13 protein-coding genes are annotated in these 17611 nt (G+C 41.1%); 4 read left to right on the top strand and 9 right to left on the bottom strand.

Going from position 1 to position 17611, the window contains the following annotated elements; translation table 11 throughout:
- Positions 1-5: 5 nt before the first annotated feature.
- The 7 genes from QMA00_RS15155 to QMA00_RS15125 form a co-directional block, all read right to left on the bottom strand.
- A complete protein-coding gene (locus QMA00_RS15155) occupies positions 6-665 on the bottom strand; it encodes a response regulator transcription factor (RefSeq protein WP_013462838.1) in 660 nt (219 codons plus the stop codon).
- Between the two features lie 11 nt (positions 666-676).
- A complete protein-coding gene (locus QMA00_RS15150; RefSeq protein WP_076922570.1) occupies positions 677-1324 on the bottom strand; it encodes a hypothetical protein in 648 nt (215 codons plus the stop codon).
- A gap of 13 nt (positions 1325-1337) precedes the next feature.
- Complete coding sequence (locus QMA00_RS15145) at positions 1338-2108, bottom strand: SDR family oxidoreductase (protein ID WP_055011600.1); 771 nt, start codon at positions 2106-2108, stop codon at positions 1338-1340.
- Positions 2105-2794, bottom strand: coding sequence for an iron-containing redox enzyme family protein (locus QMA00_RS15140; RefSeq protein WP_076922569.1), 690 nt, complete (start codon positions 2792-2794; stop codon positions 2105-2107). Before QMA00_RS15140 ends, QMA00_RS15145 begins: the two co-directional genes overlap by 4 nt.
- Entirely contained in the window at positions 2787-4265 is a 1479-nt protein-coding gene (locus tag QMA00_RS15135) for an AMP-binding protein (protein WP_076922568.1), read from the bottom strand. Before QMA00_RS15135 ends, QMA00_RS15140 begins: the two co-directional genes overlap by 8 nt.
- Positions 4262-4918 carry a thermostable hemolysin gene (locus QMA00_RS15130; RefSeq protein WP_076922567.1) on the bottom strand — a complete coding sequence of 219 codons (657 nt, stop codon included), beginning with the start codon at positions 4916-4918 and terminating at the stop codon, positions 4262-4264. Before QMA00_RS15130 ends, QMA00_RS15135 begins: the two co-directional genes overlap by 4 nt.
- 87 nt (positions 4919-5005) lie before the next feature.
- Entirely contained in the window at positions 5006-6526 is a 1521-nt protein-coding gene (locus QMA00_RS15125) for a sensor domain-containing diguanylate cyclase (protein WP_076922566.1), read from the bottom strand.
- Positions 6527-6829: 303 nt separating this feature from the next.
- Between QMA00_RS15125 and QMA00_RS15120 the strand changes: the two genes are divergently transcribed.
- The 3 genes from QMA00_RS15120 (at position 6830) to QMA00_RS15110 (ending at position 11550) form a co-directional block, all read left to right on the top strand.
- On the top strand, positions 6830-8641 hold the full coding sequence (locus QMA00_RS15120) for a glycoside hydrolase family 3 protein (protein WP_076922565.1): 1812 nt from the start codon (positions 6830-6832) through the stop codon (positions 8639-8641).
- A 1-nt stretch (position 8642) separates the two neighbouring features.
- Positions 8643-9377 (top strand): 5-oxoprolinase subunit PxpA, encoded by a 735-nt coding sequence (locus QMA00_RS15115; protein ID WP_076922564.1) that lies wholly within the window; start codon positions 8643-8645, stop codon positions 9375-9377.
- A 154-nt stretch (positions 9378-9531) separates the two neighbouring features.
- Entirely contained in the window at positions 9532-11550 is a 2019-nt protein-coding gene (locus QMA00_RS15110) for a S9 family peptidase (RefSeq protein WP_076922563.1), read from the top strand.
- Between the two features lie 862 nt (positions 11551-12412).
- Here the strand turns inward: QMA00_RS15110 and QMA00_RS15105 are convergent.
- Positions 12413-14014: an isocitrate lyase gene (locus QMA00_RS15105; RefSeq protein ID WP_013462827.1), complete on the bottom strand. Its 1602-nt coding sequence runs from the start codon at positions 14012-14014 to the stop codon at positions 12413-12415.
- Positions 14015-14253: 239 nt separating this feature from the next.
- Between QMA00_RS15105 and QMA00_RS15100 the strand changes: the two genes are divergently transcribed.
- Positions 14254-16446, top strand: a complete 2193-nt coding sequence (locus QMA00_RS15100; protein ID WP_076922562.1) for a malate synthase G — start codon at positions 14254-14256, stop codon at positions 16444-16446.
- Between the two features lie 106 nt (positions 16447-16552).
- Here the strand turns inward: QMA00_RS15100 and QMA00_RS15095 are convergent, their stop codons facing one another.
- On the bottom strand, positions 16553-17278 hold the full coding sequence (locus QMA00_RS15095) for a YebC/PmpR family DNA-binding transcriptional regulator (RefSeq protein WP_013462824.1): 726 nt from the start codon (positions 17276-17278) through the stop codon (positions 16553-16555).
- Positions 17279-17611: the final 333 nt, after the last annotated feature.

Genomic DNA, 17611 nt, shown 5'->3' with positions numbered 1-17611 from the left:
GTGAGCTATCTCTTTCCCACAACATAGCCAATACCACGGAGAGTTTTAATAAAATCGCTGGGGAATTTTTTTCGTAGGTGATGAATATGCACCTCAATGGTGTTAGAGCCAACCTCTTCACCCCATTGATAGAGTTTATTTTCTAATTGCTGCTTAGATTGCACGCGACCTTGGTTTTCCAGTAACGCTTTTAGCAGCATGTACTCTTTTCGCGGTAGAGAAAGTAGCTCATCGTTAAGTGTGACACTGTGCGCTGACGTATCCATAGTAACATCACCACATTGTAATAAGCTCGACTGAGCTTGATTTACACGTCGGCTCGCTACGCGCAAACGAGCAAATAATTCGGCTGGTTCAAATGGCTTAGCTAAATAATCATCAGCCCCCATATCAAGCCCTTGCACTTTGTCATCTATGCTACTGCGAGCGGTTAGTATCACCACCGGAATGACTTTTTTTTGTGCTTTTATGTGCTTTAAAATTTGCGAACCATCACCATCAGGTAAGCCTAGGTCAAGTATAACCAACTCTATTTCGCCACTGCCTAAACATTGCAATGCATGCTTAACCGTTGCGCTATGCTCTACACTATAACCTTCTTGGCGCAATGAGCGACAAAGCCCTTGAGCTACAAGGTGATCGTCTTCGACTAATAATAAATGCATTGTTTATTTTGCTATCTCTTTAGTTTTTTATCTACTTTAGCTAATAAAGAGCTAATTGCTTGTTGACGATATTTATCAGCTTTAGCACGAGTATCACGAATACCTGCTGCTTGCGCAACTAACAAATGGACTTTAGCTTGCTCATATTCACGCTCGTCATATAAAAACTCACCATACAAGTAGTTAGTATCAATGCCTTTTTTGTTAAAAGCGAGCGCTTGCTTAAAAAACTTGTCGGCGGTGTCATCATCACCAAAACCAATAGGCCACCCCGGTACTTTACTGTATAAGGTTGCTAGGCTGGCATACGCTGAGCCACCTAAAGCACTGTCGTCTATTTTAAGGGCTTGCTCTAATGACGCTTTTGCATCTTTAGCATAGCCCAGCGCCCCTAACCCGCCCTTTGCGCCAGCAAAACTGGCCAGTACAATGCCGTTCCACGTATAGCTATTTGCTGAATCAGGGTAGCTTTCAATAAATTGAGCACTTTGCTCACTTAGTTGAGTAAAGGCTTTGATTTGTGCATCATCTTTAAGCTCATAATTAGCGACAGCCCACTGCTGTTGAATAGCGAGTAAATCGCTTTGTTCGTCTGCAAATACCGGCGATGAAAACACACTAACAATGCTTAAATAAGCTACTAAAGTAAATTTTTTCATAATAAATCCTCTATTAACCTAAAAACTGTTTTATTTTAGGGAGCTGTTTAGCAATTGCGTTATCCACAATACGTGGAAAAACACCATTGATACGTGCAAAAAGTTTCTCAGGAAAACCAATAAATCGTCTGGTTTTATTTGAGTTTAATAACGCAACTAACTCATCAGCCACCAACTGCGGGGAGTCCATTTGATTACCAAGCGCCTTATTCATTGCTCGTGTTTGTGCATCATTAATATCTGTATCGGTTGCTCTTGGTGCTAAATAACTAACTTTAACGGGTGTATCTGAAAGCTCTCGTGATAGCGCTTCGCTAAAACCACGTAAACCGAACTTACTAGCACAGTAAAGTGTTTGATATGGGTAACCTATACTGCCAAATGACGACCCAACATTAACTATGGAGCCTTTATTCGCATGCAATTGCGCTAAAAACAGCTGACATAATTTCATAGGGACGGCTAAATTAGTGCTCAGTAGATTATCAATTTGCTCACTACTCGATGCACTTAAGCTTTGCATTACATTAATGCCTGCATTGTTTATGAGTAACTTAGCGCCCCCTAATTTTTTGGCTTTAATGGCGAGTGCCAACATGTTTTCGGCAACCGTTAAATCCCCCACAAAAACCATACTACCGGGACATTGACTACTTAACGTATTTAAGGCATCACTATTTCGCCCCACCAAGAGTAGTTGCCAACCTTGGCCGTGTAGTGTTTTGGCAATGGCTTGACCAATTCCACCTGTCGCACCAGTTAATACACATAAGCCGGTATTCATGCGTGTTGCTCTTGTGCTGATGCTTTAAAAAACGGCTCGTCGTCTAAAGCGCGAAAAATATCGCCGTACAAACGGTAAAAACATTTTGCGCCATGTAAAATAGCCTGCTGATCCGCCTCGTCGGTAATTTGATTCATTAAGTTTTCAAAAAACTTAACATGCTCTATATCAAGCGCGCCGTGAGAGGTTAAATAGCTAAACGCTTTTTTAGGAAGCCCTATTGCATTCGCTATGTTTGATGCGGCTCCATCAGCAAGCGCAATTGAGGTCCCCTCTAATACGTGAACCATACCAAAAAAGCTAAGCGGATTTTTACGTGCAATACTATCGTAGGCATACGACACCATCATTTCAGTGGCGAATTGTGGCTGACTATAGCGCACACTTTCTTTATCAAAACCACAGGCGGCAATATCGTTAAGCACCCATTCTTGATGGCCAATTTCCTCTTCAATGTATTCGGCTACGGCTTCACGTAACCATTCTTGTTCGTCGGTCAAACGGGCACCTAACGACATCATTAATGGCACAGTGTGTTTTACATGATGGTAGGCTTGCGCTAAAAATGACGCATACTCTTCAAGTGATGCTTGGCCTTTAAAAACGCGCTGTATAATTGGCGCAGCTAATAAGTACTCACGATCGTTTTGAGTTTGTGCTTTTAATGTATTAAAAAAATCAGTCATGGCTCACTTCTCCAAGTCGGTAAAATTGTTCAAAAATAAGGTTAAATTGCTGGCTAATAGCCTGGCGCTTAGGACGATTATTGGTCGTTAGTAGCCCTTGCTGAACACTTAAAGGCTGAGCTAACCGATGCCACTTTTTAACTTGTGCATAATCGGGTAACTGTTGATTTATAAATTTCATATGCTCACTGAGTTGTTGATCACTCAGCTCAGGGATTGCATAAATAATCGCGGTTAAAAAAGGTTTGCCTTCACCAAAAACAACGGCTTGTATAATCGCGCTTTGGCTCAATATTAATGACTCAGGCCATTCAGCACTGACATTACGGCCCATGCTGGTAATAATCAGATTTTTAAGTCGCCCTTTTATGAAGAGCTTATTGCCATGCTGGGTCACTAAATCGCCTGTTGCATACCAGTTATTTGGGTTATGCGGCGCTTGATTTAAATACCCTAAAAATAGCTCACCCTTTATGTACAACTGGCCTTTTTCGATTTTGGTTTGTATGTGCGGTAATACAGTGCCGGCACTCTTTAAATCATCATTTTTGGGCGTATTTAAACTTACAACAGATGCCGCCTCTGATAATCCATACCCCTGATAAACAGGTAAATTAAGCTCTCTGGCGGTGGCAATTAAAGCATCACTCACGAGCGCTCCGCCAACTGCAATAAACTGTAATGACTTTGGCGGCTGCCAACCTTGTTTTGCAAACGCAATTAAACACGTTAATAACTCAGGCACTAAAATAAGGGTGTTAGGTTTTACACTGTCAATTGCACTAATGAGTTTTTCAGGATTTTTTAACCCTGAGCCAACAAAACCCAATTCGTTTAACGGCATTAAATGTACACAACCGCCACTTAATAATGGTGCATAAATACCTGCAATATTTTCCAGTAATACAGGTAATGGCAGTAAACATAAGTGAGTTGGTTTACTTATACCTATTTGCTCACATAACGATTGTGCAACTTGCATTTGGCTATGAGTTGATAAACACACCCCTTTTGGCTCGCCTGTAGAGCCTGACGTAAAAGTGATTTTTTGCGTACCCTTAAAGTAACGAATCGGTTCTTTAACGTTGAGCTGATAAATATATAAGGTGTAATGATCAAACAAAGTAATAGACAATGTATGCGCACCCAAAGAAAGCCTTGGCATATCACTTATAAACAGCTGTGCACCACACTGTGCCAACACATATTGTGTTTGTTGTTGACTAAAAAAATGGGCGATCGGTATAGCCACTTTATTAGCAACGCTGGTCGCAGCATCAAGTACCAACCAAGCAGGTGTGTTATCAAGTTGAAATGCAATTGCATCAGCATCTGAATTTGCAAAAATTTCCGCTACTTTATTTATTTCTTGAAGCAGCTCAGTGCCTGTGAACTGTTGTGTTTGATTCGCAAAATGCGCAACTACCGCCGGCTGAGTAGCTAAATCACTTAAGCTATTTAACATACTCATACCGCCTCCAGCGCATTGATTAATGCCGTAATGCCATGTGTATTTTGTTGTTTAATATCAAGTAGCATTGGCGTATTAAGTACTTGTATATGTGCTTGCTCTAAATTAACAATGCATACTGTAGGCTGGTTCGCGTAGTAACTTCCCCAGCTTTTTGGTTGCTCAACAACACTGCTGTTAGCCAATGCAATTTCATTACACGTTACCCCTAATAAACGCAATAAAGCGCGTACATGTTTGGTGGCACAAAAAACCAAATTAGTAGCACCAATAGCTCTTAAAGCTTCATTAACAATAATAAAATGCGATAACGTGGCTTTTCTGTGTGTTGAATAGAGATTACCTAACTCAAACACTTTACTGCGCTGTGTGCCCATTGGTAAAAACTGCTCAATGGGCGCTGCTAAATATTGTTCAATAAATAAAGGAGAAGTGGCGTTTCTAAGCCCTAAAGTGCAATGCCCTTGCTGAGTTTTATACTGACAGAGTAATGGCATAAATGAAGTTAGGCTGGCATTGTACGCAGCTAAAAAGCCTTGTTTTACTGTATCTTCAAGGCGCTGACGGTGTTCATCACATTCTCTGGCGCTCACAAACTGTGTGAACGACTGAAAAAGTGTTGATGATGACTGTTGTTGTTGAGCTAATTGCATAAAAGCATCGCCTGTATTAAATCTATAGGTAGAATTTAATAGGCGAAACTTAAATAAAACTTAAGGTAAATTAATTTTTTAAAAAATTTAATTTAGACTGGCAATAACGGTTTTATTACGGCCCGTTTCTTTTGCATGATAGAGCGCTTTGTCAGCACATTTGTATACTTGATCAATATCATCACTGTGCTGCGGCCATGTAGCAATGCCGATGGAGACATTTATACAACCAACTTTGGCCATCGGTGTATTCGCCACTTCATTACGTAACCGCTCAGCAATAACAAACGCACTATCGCTATTTTCGTTCGGTAATATAAGTAAGAATTCCTCGCCACCAGTTCGCGCAACAATATCATCTTTGCGAGATACCTGCTTGATCACACACGTTAAAGTTTTTAGTACCTCATCGCCCACATCATGGCCAAAAGTGTCATTAACCCGTTTAAAAAAGTCGATATCTATTTCTAGAACCGCAAAAGGGACCTGTTCTTGAATTAATTTATCTAACAATAAATACAAACCTCGCCGATTATGCGCACCAGTTAGCGGATCGGTGAGTGCATCTTGGCGTAATTGACCCATTTTCGACTGCAGTATATTAACTCCTTCTAACATGGCTGCTTTAAGTTGCTGACTTTCAAAATACCAAGATTTAATACTTTTAAGATTTGCCACGTTTTGTTGATCAGTTGATAAATTTGCACTGTCAGCTAGTAACCTAAGGGGCTTAGCAATAAAATGCGCTAACACACCAATCAATACAAAAGTAATTAATACAATTGGTAGCATTCGCTTGAGCAACAGCCCTTGAAAAGTATCTAACGTGGCAAGTGTTGCCACCTCACTACGCTGGGCAACTACGCCCCAATTAGCAAGTTTAACGGGCGAAAATCCAGCAAGCATGTGCATACCTAAACTATTAATTACCCGCGCATGTCCATCCTCACCTTTGAGCACACGATTTATCACAGGATTATTCTGACCCACCTCACCAATACGCTCACTCACGGGATGATAAAGTAAAGTTTTATCATCGGCCACTACATAAAAATACGCCCCGCCATCGTAACTATGCTGTTTTAATAAGGCGTTTAAAATACTCTGCTGTTCTAAATAAAGACTTCCACCAATGTAACCATAATAATTACCCGCTTCATCGAACAAAGGATACGAAATGATCACCATTAAGTTATTAGCTAACGATACATAAGGACGGCTGATAAGTGGACGCTGCAGCTTAAATGCTTGCTTGGAATGAGGCGAATCAACCCGTTTATTAATGATATTAAGCGAGGCGGGTGAAGCAGCTTTCAGCACACCTAACTTATTAATAACAACAGAATTAAAACTATTTGTTTGCTTTAAAAGGCGGTTGGTTTCAGCTTGGAGTAACTCAGTATTGGTAATGTCTTTAGCAATAATTTTGGCTGAAAACTCAAGCTGCTGCATCGCAGCTGCTAAAAAGTGATTAGTTGCCGAGGCAAGCTTACTAGCAAATACATGGTTACTTTTGAGAGTATCTTCTATTACCCGTTCTTTTTGTACTTGGTAACTAATGTATAAACCACTGAACAAAATAGCGGCTGTAGCAGTGATAGCTAACAACAGAATTAATTGCCTAAGTTTAAAAGTAAATGGTGATCGAAAACGCAACTTATTATCATCCTAAGCAAATAAAAACGACTGCTATGTACTACATATATCCTAAATATAATACAGAAATTAAACTAAGTAGCCTAATTTTTGTTATTTTTGGAATGATAAAATGACATTTATTATATATGTCGGGTTTTGCAGTTAAGCTCAATAATAGTTAAGCTGCATGCACTTTATTTTTATTTAGCCTTGAGGTGTGTGTTGCTAAATAAGTACCTGTTGTCGTCTTCTCTTTTTTTAATCGGATGTTTCATGCCAATAAAATCTTCTTTTGCCGATTCTGCGCTGTCGCTTGAACAGCAACTTGGGCAAAAACTGATGCTCGATTTACGCTACTTTTGTCACCAAGGCAGCAGTAAGCGCTGCAGAACAGCATTAACCGAGTTACCAGATACACTAGCCAAAGCGATTAGCCGTTATGATATTGGCGGGGTTATTTTATTTTCTGAAAACACCCAAAGTATTGAACAAATAATTAGCCTTAATCAGCAACTGCAACAAGCTGCGTCTCACTCTAAATCAGGCTTACCGCTTTTTATTTCAATTGACCAAGAAGGTGGACGAGTAGCTCGACTGCCACGTGATGTGGCCACTTCATTTACTGGTAATATGTCAATTGGCGCCACCTACCCTGAGCATGGCACTTATTTCGCAACTCAAACCGCGAATGTTCTTGCTACGGAGCTTTCAGCATTGGGGATTAATGTAAATTACGCGCCAACCGTTGATGTAAACATGAACCCAGACAATCCTGTCATTAATGTCCGCTCTTTTAGTGAAAACCCAAATGATGTAGCAGTATTAGGTGCCGCACAAGTTAGTGAGTTTGAAAAAAATGGCATTATTAGCGCACTAAAGCATTTTCCTGGGCATGGCGACACCAATGTAGATAGTCATACCGGCTTGCCTAAAGTGATGCATTCAAAAGAGGTGATTTACGCACAAGATTTAGCGCCCTTTAAACACATTATTGAGCAGCATAGTCCGGGCATGATAATGACCGCGCATATTCAGTATCCAGAGCTCGATAGCAGTACCTTGACTAATGTTGATGGCAAACAAATGATCAAGCCCGCGACAATGTCGCGTAAAATCATGACCGATATTCTACGTAAAGAACTTAACTATCAAGGTGTGGTGGTAACCGATGCACTTGATATGGCAGGTATTAGTCACTTTTTTAGTCCAACTCAAGCAATTATAAACACCTTTGCCGCTGGGGTTGATATTGCGCTTATGCCAATAGAGATTAGAACGCCAGATGACATTAAAAAGCTCGATGCCCTCATTGAGTCATTAGTCAGTGCGGTTAAATCAGAACAACTAAACGCACAGGAAATTGCGCATTCAGCACAGCGTATTATCTCACTTAAAAGTAAATTTAAATTAAACGCTTCGCCAGATCCCATTAAAGCATTAGCCAATGCTAAGCACATTATTGGTAATAAAGCACATCGCAAATTAGAAGCGTCACTGGCATTAGCGGCGATCACCCAAATAAAAAATAACAACAACACCTTGCCACTTAAGCTTACTGCTGGCCAACACATTCATATTATTATGCCCGATACGCGTAAATGTATTGCCATACAACAAGCCATAATGGCACTGAGCTCACACGCATTAGTTTATAGCTGTAGCAGTTTACAAGGTTTTGACCCTGTTGATGCTCAGCGTAATATAAATCAAGCTGATATTATTATTGCCGGAAATGCCACGCCTAATCAAAGCGCGGTGGAAATTGGCGGGATGGATGATTTAGCCGATAACCCAGACTTTGCCCTCTATAACGCAGAGCAACCTAAAGCACTTGAATCATTACTTAAAATGGCTAACAAGCAACAAATACCCACCGTGTTTATTAGTTTGCGAGCCCCTTATGATATTGCTCAGTTTGGCGACTCTGCCGATGCAGTATTAGCTTCATATGCTTATAATATTGACGTAGACAAAAACGAGCAAGTATCTGGGCCTGCATTTACAGCACTTGCTAAAGTATTACTCGGTCAAGCCCCTGCTAAAGGCAGCTTACCGGTAACTATTAAACAATCAAAGAGCCACTAATATGAAACTCAATTGTGATTTAGGTGAAAGCTTTGGCGCGTGGAAAATGGGGCTTGATGATCAAGTAATGCCGCATATTGATATGGCAAACATTGCCTGTGGTTTTCATGCGGGCGATCCTAGTGTTATGGCCAATACTCTTAAGCTCGCTAAACAGCATAATGTTATGATTGGTGCTCACCCAAGCTACCCCGATAAACAAGGATTTGGCAGACGCTCAATGAGTATGAGTGTGGCCGAGCTCACTCAGTGTTTACACTACCAAATAGCTGCTCTTGATGGCATGGCAAAGGCACAAGGATTAACCCTTAGCTATGTTAAACCCCATGGTGCGCTTTACAACGACATGATGAAACACCAGCCACTACTTAGTGCTGTGATGGGCGCTGTTGCCAGCTACCCTGCTGACCTAAAATTAATGATACTCGCCACAGCCGATGCCAAGCTACATCAAACAATGGCACGGCACCTTGGACTAACGCTTGTTTTAGAAGCGTTCGCAGACAGGCTATATACAGATCAAGGGCACCTCGTAGCACGAAATATAGCAAGCAGTGTGCATGATAAAGCAGCATTATTGGCACAAGTTAAACAGCTTTTGGCCAGTAACAGTGTGACTACCCAGTCAGGAAAATCGTTAAAACTTAACGCCGATAGTATTTGTGTGCACGGTGATAACGCCCAAGGTGTTGCGCTTATTGAAGACATTAAGGCACTTTGCAGTGCAAGCGTATAACTTCCTCTAAGCTGTAAACCCCCTTTACAGCTTTTACTTTCTTTTATCACCTTCATTCATTGGTAGTTTTAAATACTGGCTTCGTCGCATCTGACTGTTAATTATCCCCCTCCTACCCTATAAATAGAGCAGTGATTTAAAACAGGGATAAATAATGAAAACGCTTTTAGCTATGAGTCTTATACTGGGCAGCAGTCAATTAGCTGTTGCCAATACCGATACATTACAACTTCAAGATATCTTTAATCTTGAATATGCCAACCAAATAGACATAACAGAAGACGGTAAAACCGTGTATTTTGTCCGCAACCGCATGGATATTAAAACCGACCGTAAAGTAGGCAATATTTGGTCTGTTGATTACAGTACTGGGCAACTACAACCATTAACTTCTGGTGTATATATGGATTACTCGCCAGTAGTCTCTCCTGACGGACAGCGACTGGCTTTCATATCAAACCGAGATGGTAGCAACCAAATATATATAAAATGGTTAAAAACAGGGGCTATCGCTAAGGTTAGTAATTTAACTAGCAATCCAAGCTCACTAACTTGGACTCCTGATTCAAACCAGCTGGTGTTTAGTATGTTTGTTCCAATGGCGGCGTCTGCGCCTGTCAGCTTACCTGGAAAACCAAAAGGTGCCACGTGGGCAGAGCCTGCTAAATATATTGACGATGTTTATTATCGTGCCGATGGAGGGGGTTATACTGAAAAAGGGTTTAGTCAATTATTTACACTTGATGCCAATGGCGGTAATGCTCAACAACTCACCAACGATAATTTTAATAATGGTGGGGAAGTCAGCTTTAGTAAAGACGGTAAAACATTGTATTTTTCTGCTAATCGCAATGAAAATAATGAATTGAAGCCCACTAACACTGAGCTCTATCAACTCGATTTAGACTCGCTAGCCATTTTCCCTCTAACTGAGCGTAATGGGCCCGATCAACAACCTAAAGTGTCACCTGATGGCAAATACCTTGCCTATACAGGGTATGACGACAAGCGTACTAATTACGAAAACACCCAACTCTATATTCGCGATTTAAAAACAGGGAATACGCAAAGCCTAACCACCGATTTTGATAGAAGTGTTGGCCAAATTAAGTGGAGCGCGAACTCAAAAGGGCTTTATTTTAGCTATGCCGATGAAGGGCAAACTGCGCTGGCTTATCAACCTCGAAGTGGCAAACGCAAAGTGATTACCGAACAAATAGGCAGTGTTGCGTTTGGTCGCCCTTATTCCGGTGGCGATTTCGATATTAGTGAAAATGGTCATGTTGCATTTACATTGGCCGATACCCAGCGCCCTGCTGATGTAGCCACAATAAAGCGTGGTAAAGCGCAACGCTTAACCAATTTAAATTCTGATGCACTCGCAACCAAGCAACTCGCTAAGGTTGAAGAATTATGGCTTAAATCAAGCCACGATGAGCTGCCAATACAAGGCTGGATTGCTTACCCACCGGGTTTTGATAAATCAAAAAAATACCCACTAGTGCTTGAAATTCATGGTGGCCCTGTCGCTAATTATGGCCCGCACTTTAGTGCCGAAGTACAACTATTTGCCGCTAAAGGGAACGTGGTTTTATACATGAACCCACGTGGTAGTGATTCATACGGTAAAGAGTTTGCGCAAACCATTCATCATAATTACCCAAGCAATGATTACGATGATTTAATGACGGGTGTTGATGCGCTTATTGCAAAAGGGTTTATTGATGAATCTAAACTATTTGTAACCGGTGGCTCTGGCGGCGGTGTATTAACTGCTTGGATTGTAGGTCATACAGATCGCTTTGCTGCAGCTGTGGTTGCCAAACCAGTAATTAATTGGATCAGCTTTGTACTCACTGCCGATTTTTATCCATTCTTTGCTGATTATTGGTTTCCGGGCAAACCTTGGGATCATATTGAGCATTACATGAAACGCTCACCCATCAGTTATGTTGGCAATGTTAAAACCCCAACCATGTTACTCACGGGTGAGGCAGACTACCGTACGCCTATTTCAGAAACAGAGCAGTTTTATCAAGCCTTAAAATTGCAGGGGGTTGATACTGCGATGGTGCGTATTCCAAACGCCTCACATGGTATTACTGCCCGTCCATCTAACTTAATGACCAAAGTGGCATATATTCAATGGTGGTTTGATAAGCATTCGAAATAAAACGCAGAGTTATGGGTGACGAGCTATATAAGCTCGTTGCTCGAAGCTCACAAGTGTAAACCCCCTTTACAGCAATAATGTAAGTAACCCCTTACATACTCAAACTAAATATCGGACTTAGCTTCAAACTGAGTTGGTAAAAAATCGGTTTATAGAAGAAATAGTGCTGTGAGTTAGTAAAAAATCGGTTTGAGTCACTGTTTATAAGCCCTCAGTTAGTAAAAAAATGTTTTATAAGCTGCAGCAGTTAGTAAAAAATCGGTTTATTACTCTCTCGATACCTGCCTAAAACCTTTAAATTAATCGTTTAAGTGGTCAAATTGTGGGTTAGAAAGACAAATTCCCCTCTTTAATAATAAAAAATGGCCGTTATTAGCATGGTTAGTTAAAATCTGATCTGTATTAAGAGCAGCTAGTTAAATCGTGATCTGCTTTAACTCAGTTAGTTAAACTCTGATCTATATACGGCAAAAACAGTTAATTTATCGTGCTTATACGTGTTAAAGCGTAACCAGACTATCAAGCCCTCCAGCCGAGCATAAACATCCTTTAAATTTTATTTACATTTTTAACCTGCATTGCATTGAAAAATCTCACTAACCAAATGGCTAGTAAAATACTGATCTATTAAAATTTGCCTTATACCAATTCGCTTAATTAAGTGATCTATTTTGAGGCTGGAAAAACGTGTTGATAGCTAGGCAAAAAACTTGCTATTTAGTTGTTCTAAATGAGAATTTTTTAACGCAGATAGCGACACGTTTAGCCCCGTAAAATGATTAAGTATTATTGCGGATTGGTATTAAACTTACAGGCATAAAAAAAGGGCCTTGCGGCCCTTAAGTAACACTATCTAGTTGAATTAAAATTGGTTCATGGTGTTAGCTTCACCACCGGCTTTAAGTGCATTCTCACCTGAGAAGTACTCTTTGTGTGTATCACCAATGTTTGAGCCTGCAAGGTCTTGGTGTTTAACAGACGCTTGCTCACGACGGATTTCTTGACGCTGTACATCACGTACATAAGCCAGCATACCTAAGTCACCAAAGTAACCTTCAGATAGAATATCTGTGCTTAATGCTGCTGTGTGGTACGTTGGTAACGTGATTAGGTGGTGGAAAATACCCGCTTCACGTGCACCATCGCGTTGGAAGTTTTGTACTAATAAGTCAGCGGCTGCTGCAAGCTCTGTTGCATCCATTTCTGGAGCCATAAGCGCTTTGTTATCATCAAGACTTGGGTAAGCGCTCAGGTCACGACCTTCTTCCTGCCATTCTTGGTATACTTGCTCACGGAACTTCAGCGTCCAGTTGAACGATGGTGAGTTGTTGTATACTAATTTAGCATCTGGTACTTGCTCTTTTACGCGATTAACGAGTTCAGCTATTTGTTTTACATGTGGTTTTTCTGTTTCAATCCACAGTAAATCAGCACCTGACTGTAGGCTCGTTACACAATCTAGTACTACGCGGTCTTTTTCAGTGCCTTCGCGGAACTGGTATAAACCATTGTCTAGGCGTGTTGGCTTACAAAGCTGACCATTAAGCTTCATTGCTGTTTCGCCTTCATTCAAGTCATCAACACTGTTTACTGGGGTTGTTTCTAAAAATGCATTGTATTGGCTTGCTAAGTCACCTGGTTTTTTTGAAACCGGTACTTTTTGCGTAAGGCTTGCACCTAGTGAATCGGTACGCGCAACGATAATACCGTTATCAATACCTAGCTCTAGGAACGCGTAACGCACTGCATTAATTTTTGCTAAAAAGTCTTCATGTGGAACCGTCACTTTACCTGCTTGGTGACCACATTGCTTAGCATCTGATACTTGGTTTTCGATTTGGATAGCACATGCACCCGCTTCAATCATCTTTTTAGCTAGTAGGTAAGTTGCTTCTTCGTTACCAAAACCGGCATCAATGTCAGCAATAATTGGTACAACGTGCGTCTCAAAGTTATCAATTTTGTTAAGTACTGCTTGAACGTCGCCGCCGTTTGCTTTTGCGTCGTCTAATTCGTTAAATAAGTGGTCAAGTTCACGTGCATCCGCTTGCTTTAAGAAGGTATAGATTTCTTCGATAAGTGCCGGTACTGATGTTTTCTCATGCATACTTTGATCTGGAAGAGGACCAAACTCAGAGCGAAGCGCTGCAACCATCCAACCGCTTAGGTACACGTAACTGCGCTTAGTTGTTTTTTGATGGCGCTTAATTGCCATCATCATTTGTTGGGCAGTAAAACCATGCCAACAACCTAAAGACTGTGTGTACTGGCTTGTGTCTTTATCGTATGCAGCCATGTCTTCACGCATGATGTCTGCTGTAAATTGTGCAATATCAACACCAGAGCGAAAACGATTTTGTAAACGCATACGTGTTGCGTATTCAGGATTAATTGTTTTCCATGCACTGCCTTGTGATTGGCATAATGTTGCTAGTGTATCTGTTTCGCCTTGATATGTTGTCATAATAAAGTCCTTCGAACGGGTATTAATATTTATTGTTGAGAGAGTGACTACATCACGTTAGCTCTGTAGCGCTTAATTAAACATTAGGCTTATTTTTTAGATTTAGTAAATTTATAGTTTTTATTGCGGCTATACATATAGTGAATGAATAAAAAGCATTCAAAGCCACTTTTTTGCGATATGGTAGGTGTACGCATATAAAAAATTGCACACTGTCGGACCGTTTAAGGATATTAATTATGAGCCACACTCTCACCCATTCAGGACTCAGCGTTGATAAGCAACTTGCTGAATTTGTTAAAAAACAATTATTACCTGGTACCCATCTTGATGAACACCAGTTTTGGAAAAGCTTTGCCAACATAGTGCAAACACTTACACCATTGAACAAATCACTACTGGCTAAGCGTGAACAGCTACAAAAGCAAATTGATGACTACCACCTTGCAAATAAAAATGCTGACCAAGCTCAGTATCAAGCGTTTTTAAAAGATATTGGCTACCTAGTTGATGAGCCTGAAAATTTTAGTATTGAAACTCAAAATGTAGAGCCAGAAATAGCGTTGACTGCAGGGCCACAGCTAGTGGTGCCGGTTAGTAATGCACGCTTTGCACTTAATGCAGCTAATGCACGTTGGGGGTCGTTGTACGATGCTTTATATGGAACCGATGTATTAAGCGAAGACGACGGCGCCGAAAAAGGCAGCCAATACAACCCTGTTCGTGGCTTTAAAGTAATGGCTTACGCAAGGCAGTTTTTAGACAAAGCATTACCGCTTGAAAATGGCTCGCACATTGAAAGTACAAATTATTCTATTGTTGACGGCGCCCTTGCTATTACCCTGCGCGACAGTTCGCACACCACACTTAAAAACCCTGAGCAACTGATTGGCTATCAAGGTGAAGCACAAAACCCGAGTGTTATTTTACTTAAAAACAATGGATTGCATATTGAGCTGCAAATAGACCATCACCACCCTATTGGTCAAGCAGATAAAGCAGGGCTAAAGGATGTGGTGCTAGAAGCCGCACTAACAACCATTATGGACTGTGAAGACTCAGTTGCCGCAGTGGATGCCGAAGATAAAGTACAGGTTTACAAAAACTGGCTTGGTTTAATGCAAGGCAACTTGGTTGAAACGTTTAGAAAAGGCGACAAAATGGTCGACCGCACGTTACAAGCTGACCGACAATATACAGGTCTTGATGGCCAAAAACTGACCCTCAAAGGGCGCAGTATGATGTTTGTGCGTAACGTGGGACATTTAATGACAAATCCAGCCATTACCGATGTAAGCGGCAATGATGTGTTTGAAGGCATTATGGATGCCATGATCACCGCAACAGCCGCACTGCACGATTTAAACACTAAAAATGCCATTCAAAACTCAACCGCGCAAAGTATTAATATTGTAAAGCCAAAAATGCATGGCCCTGATGAAGTCGCCTTTGCTAATACTTTATTTGGTATGGTTGAAGAGGCACTGAGCTTGCCTAAAAACACCCTTAAAATGGGCATTATGGATGAAGAACGTCGAACATCAGCCAACTTAAAAGCCTGTATTCATGCTGCTAAAGAGCGTGTTGTATTTATTAACACCGGCTTTTTAGACCGCACTGGCGATGAAATTCATACCTCAATGCAAGCGGGAGTTGTGCTGCCGAAAGCGGCTATTAAAGCACAGCCTTGGATCAGCGCTTATGAAGATCGCAACGTTGATATTGGCCTAGCCTGTGGCTTAAGCCATAAAGCGCAAATTGGTAAAGGTATGTGGGCAATGCCAGATAAAATGGCGATGATGATGGAGCAAAAAATAGCGCACCCTCAATCTGGCGCAAATACCGCTTGGGTGCCCTCCCCTACTGCCGCCACATTACACGCAATGCATTATCATGATGTTGATGTATTTAGCCTGCAGCAAAGCATTGCCACGCGTCAAATAGCAAGCCTAGAGAGCTTACTTACACCGCCGCTCATGCCAAACCCTGAAACGCTATCAAAAGAAGATATTCAAAGCGAGCTTGAAAACAACGCGCAAGGTATTTTAGGCTACGTAGTACGTTGGATTGACCAAGGAATAGGCTGCTCTAAAGTGCCTGACATTAATCATATTGGTTTAATGGAAGACAGAGCCACCTTACGTATTTCAAGCCAACATATCGCCAACTGGCTACATCATGGTGTATGTAGCAAAGAGCAAGTACAAAAAGTGATGGCAAAAATGGCTAAGGTTGTTGATGGCCAAAACGAGCATGACAGCCTTTACACGCCAATGGCAACTAATGAGCAGACATTAGCTAAAAGTATTGCGTATCAAGCTGCTTTAGCACTGGTATTTGAAGGGGTTAGTCAACCTAGCGGTTACACAGAGCCGCTACTACACAGCTACCGCTTGAAATATAAAGCACAGCACCATAACCTAGCTGAATAGCTGACATTTATTTAACACTAAAAAAGCGCGTTTTGCCTACACAAAACGCGCTTTTTGTTTTATTAAGCGGCAAAATAGCTAAAATTCGCCTAGTTAAAACTACGAATTAATTTTTAATAGTCGCGTTATGATAAACATTTTGTACGTCATCGCAATCTTCAAGCATATTGATAAATTTATCAAAGTTGGCAATGACTTCTTCATCAGTGATTTCAACATGTACTTGTGGCACAAAGGTAATTTCATCAACTTCAAAGTTAATGCCTTCAAATGCCTCTTCCAGTGCCGTTTTAGCTTTAAAATACTCAGTATGCGGTGCAAACACCGATACCTTGCCATCTTCGGCTTCTACATCGGTTACATCAACGTCAGCCATCATCAGCGCTTCTAACACAACTTCGTCGTCATCGCCTGCAAATCCTAAAACAGCAAGATGATCAAACATATGTGCAACACACCCAGGCGTACCTATTTTTGAGTCTGTTTTAGTAAACGGTAAGCGTACATCTTTAATTGTGCGGTTTGGGTTGTCGGTTAAACAGTCAACAATCACCATACAATTACCAGGGCCGTAACCCTCGTAACGGGCTGAAGAGTAATCTTCCCCTGCCCCGCCGGCTGCTTTTTCAATTGCTTTTTCGATTACGTGCGCAGGAACTTGGTCTTTTTTGGCTTTTTCAATTAAGCGGCGCAATGTTTGATTTACATCGGGGTCGGGTTCACCACTTTTGGCTGCAACGTAAATTTCTTTACCATACTTTGAATTTACTTTAGTTTTTGCGTTGGCGGTTTTAGCCATCGAACTTTTGCGGACTTCAAATGCTCTGCCCATCTTGTGCCTCTATTGAATACATTTGGTTTGCGATATTTTACCAATTCAAACCGTATTGGGCTAGTGGTTCAACATGCTATGCTGTGCAAAAGCAGCTGGGTATTAATTTAAATAATACCCATTATGTCATTAAATAAATAAAACGAAGCTCAATTTAACATAATCAGGATCTGTTAATCTTTGCAGATTGCTATTTGTTCAAGCTAGGGGCAATTTAATCGCGGCGAGAGGTTTGTAACTTAGTGGGCTCGATAACTGCTCCTGTGTTATTCTACTGACTTACATCCATGTAAGAATAAGTCAAAACCGAGCAAAGCTTCCGCGTCCTGCTCA

It is taken from the genome of Pseudoalteromonas sp. APC 3694 (assembly GCF_030407565.1).
Classification (GTDB): domain Bacteria; phylum Pseudomonadota; class Gammaproteobacteria; order Enterobacterales; family Alteromonadaceae; genus Pseudoalteromonas; species Pseudoalteromonas tetraodonis.
Note: the sequence above shows the minus strand (reverse complement) of the source record. Positions and strands in the feature narration are given on the sequence as shown.

Coding starts and splice junctions, on each gene's coding strand:
- QMA00_RS15155 (WP_013462838.1), bottom strand. CDS start 665: ATGCATTTATTATTAGTCGAAGACGATCACCTTGTAGCTCAAGGGCTT.
- QMA00_RS15150 (WP_076922570.1), bottom strand. CDS start 1,324: ATGAAAAAATTTACTTTAGTAGCTTATTTAAGCATTGTTAGTGTGTTT.
- QMA00_RS15145 (WP_055011600.1), bottom strand. CDS start 2,108: ATGAATACCGGCTTATGTGTATTAACTGGTGCGACAGGTGGAATTGGT.
- QMA00_RS15140 (WP_076922569.1), bottom strand. CDS start 2,794: ATGACTGATTTTTTTAATACATTAAAAGCACAAACTCAAAACGATCGT.
- QMA00_RS15135 (WP_076922568.1), bottom strand. CDS start 4,265: ATGAGTATGTTAAATAGCTTAAGTGATTTAGCTACTCAGCCGGCGGTA.
- QMA00_RS15130 (WP_076922567.1), bottom strand. CDS start 4,918: ATGCAATTAGCTCAACAACAACAGTCATCATCAACACTTTTTCAGTCG.
- QMA00_RS15120 (WP_076922565.1), top strand. CDS start 6,830: ATGCCAATAAAATCTTCTTTTGCCGATTCTGCGCTGTCGCTTGAACAG.
- QMA00_RS15115 (WP_076922564.1), top strand. CDS start 8,643: ATGAAACTCAATTGTGATTTAGGTGAAAGCTTTGGCGCGTGGAAAATG.
- QMA00_RS15110 (WP_076922563.1), top strand. CDS start 9,532: ATGAAAACGCTTTTAGCTATGAGTCTTATACTGGGCAGCAGTCAATTA.
- QMA00_RS15105 (WP_013462827.1), bottom strand. CDS start 14,014: ATGACAACATATCAAGGCGAAACAGATACACTAGCAACATTATGCCAA.
- QMA00_RS15100 (WP_076922562.1), top strand. CDS start 14,254: ATGAGCCACACTCTCACCCATTCAGGACTCAGCGTTGATAAGCAACTT.
- QMA00_RS15095 (WP_013462824.1), bottom strand. CDS start 17,278: ATGGGCAGAGCATTTGAAGTCCGCAAAAGTTCGATGGCTAAAACCGCC.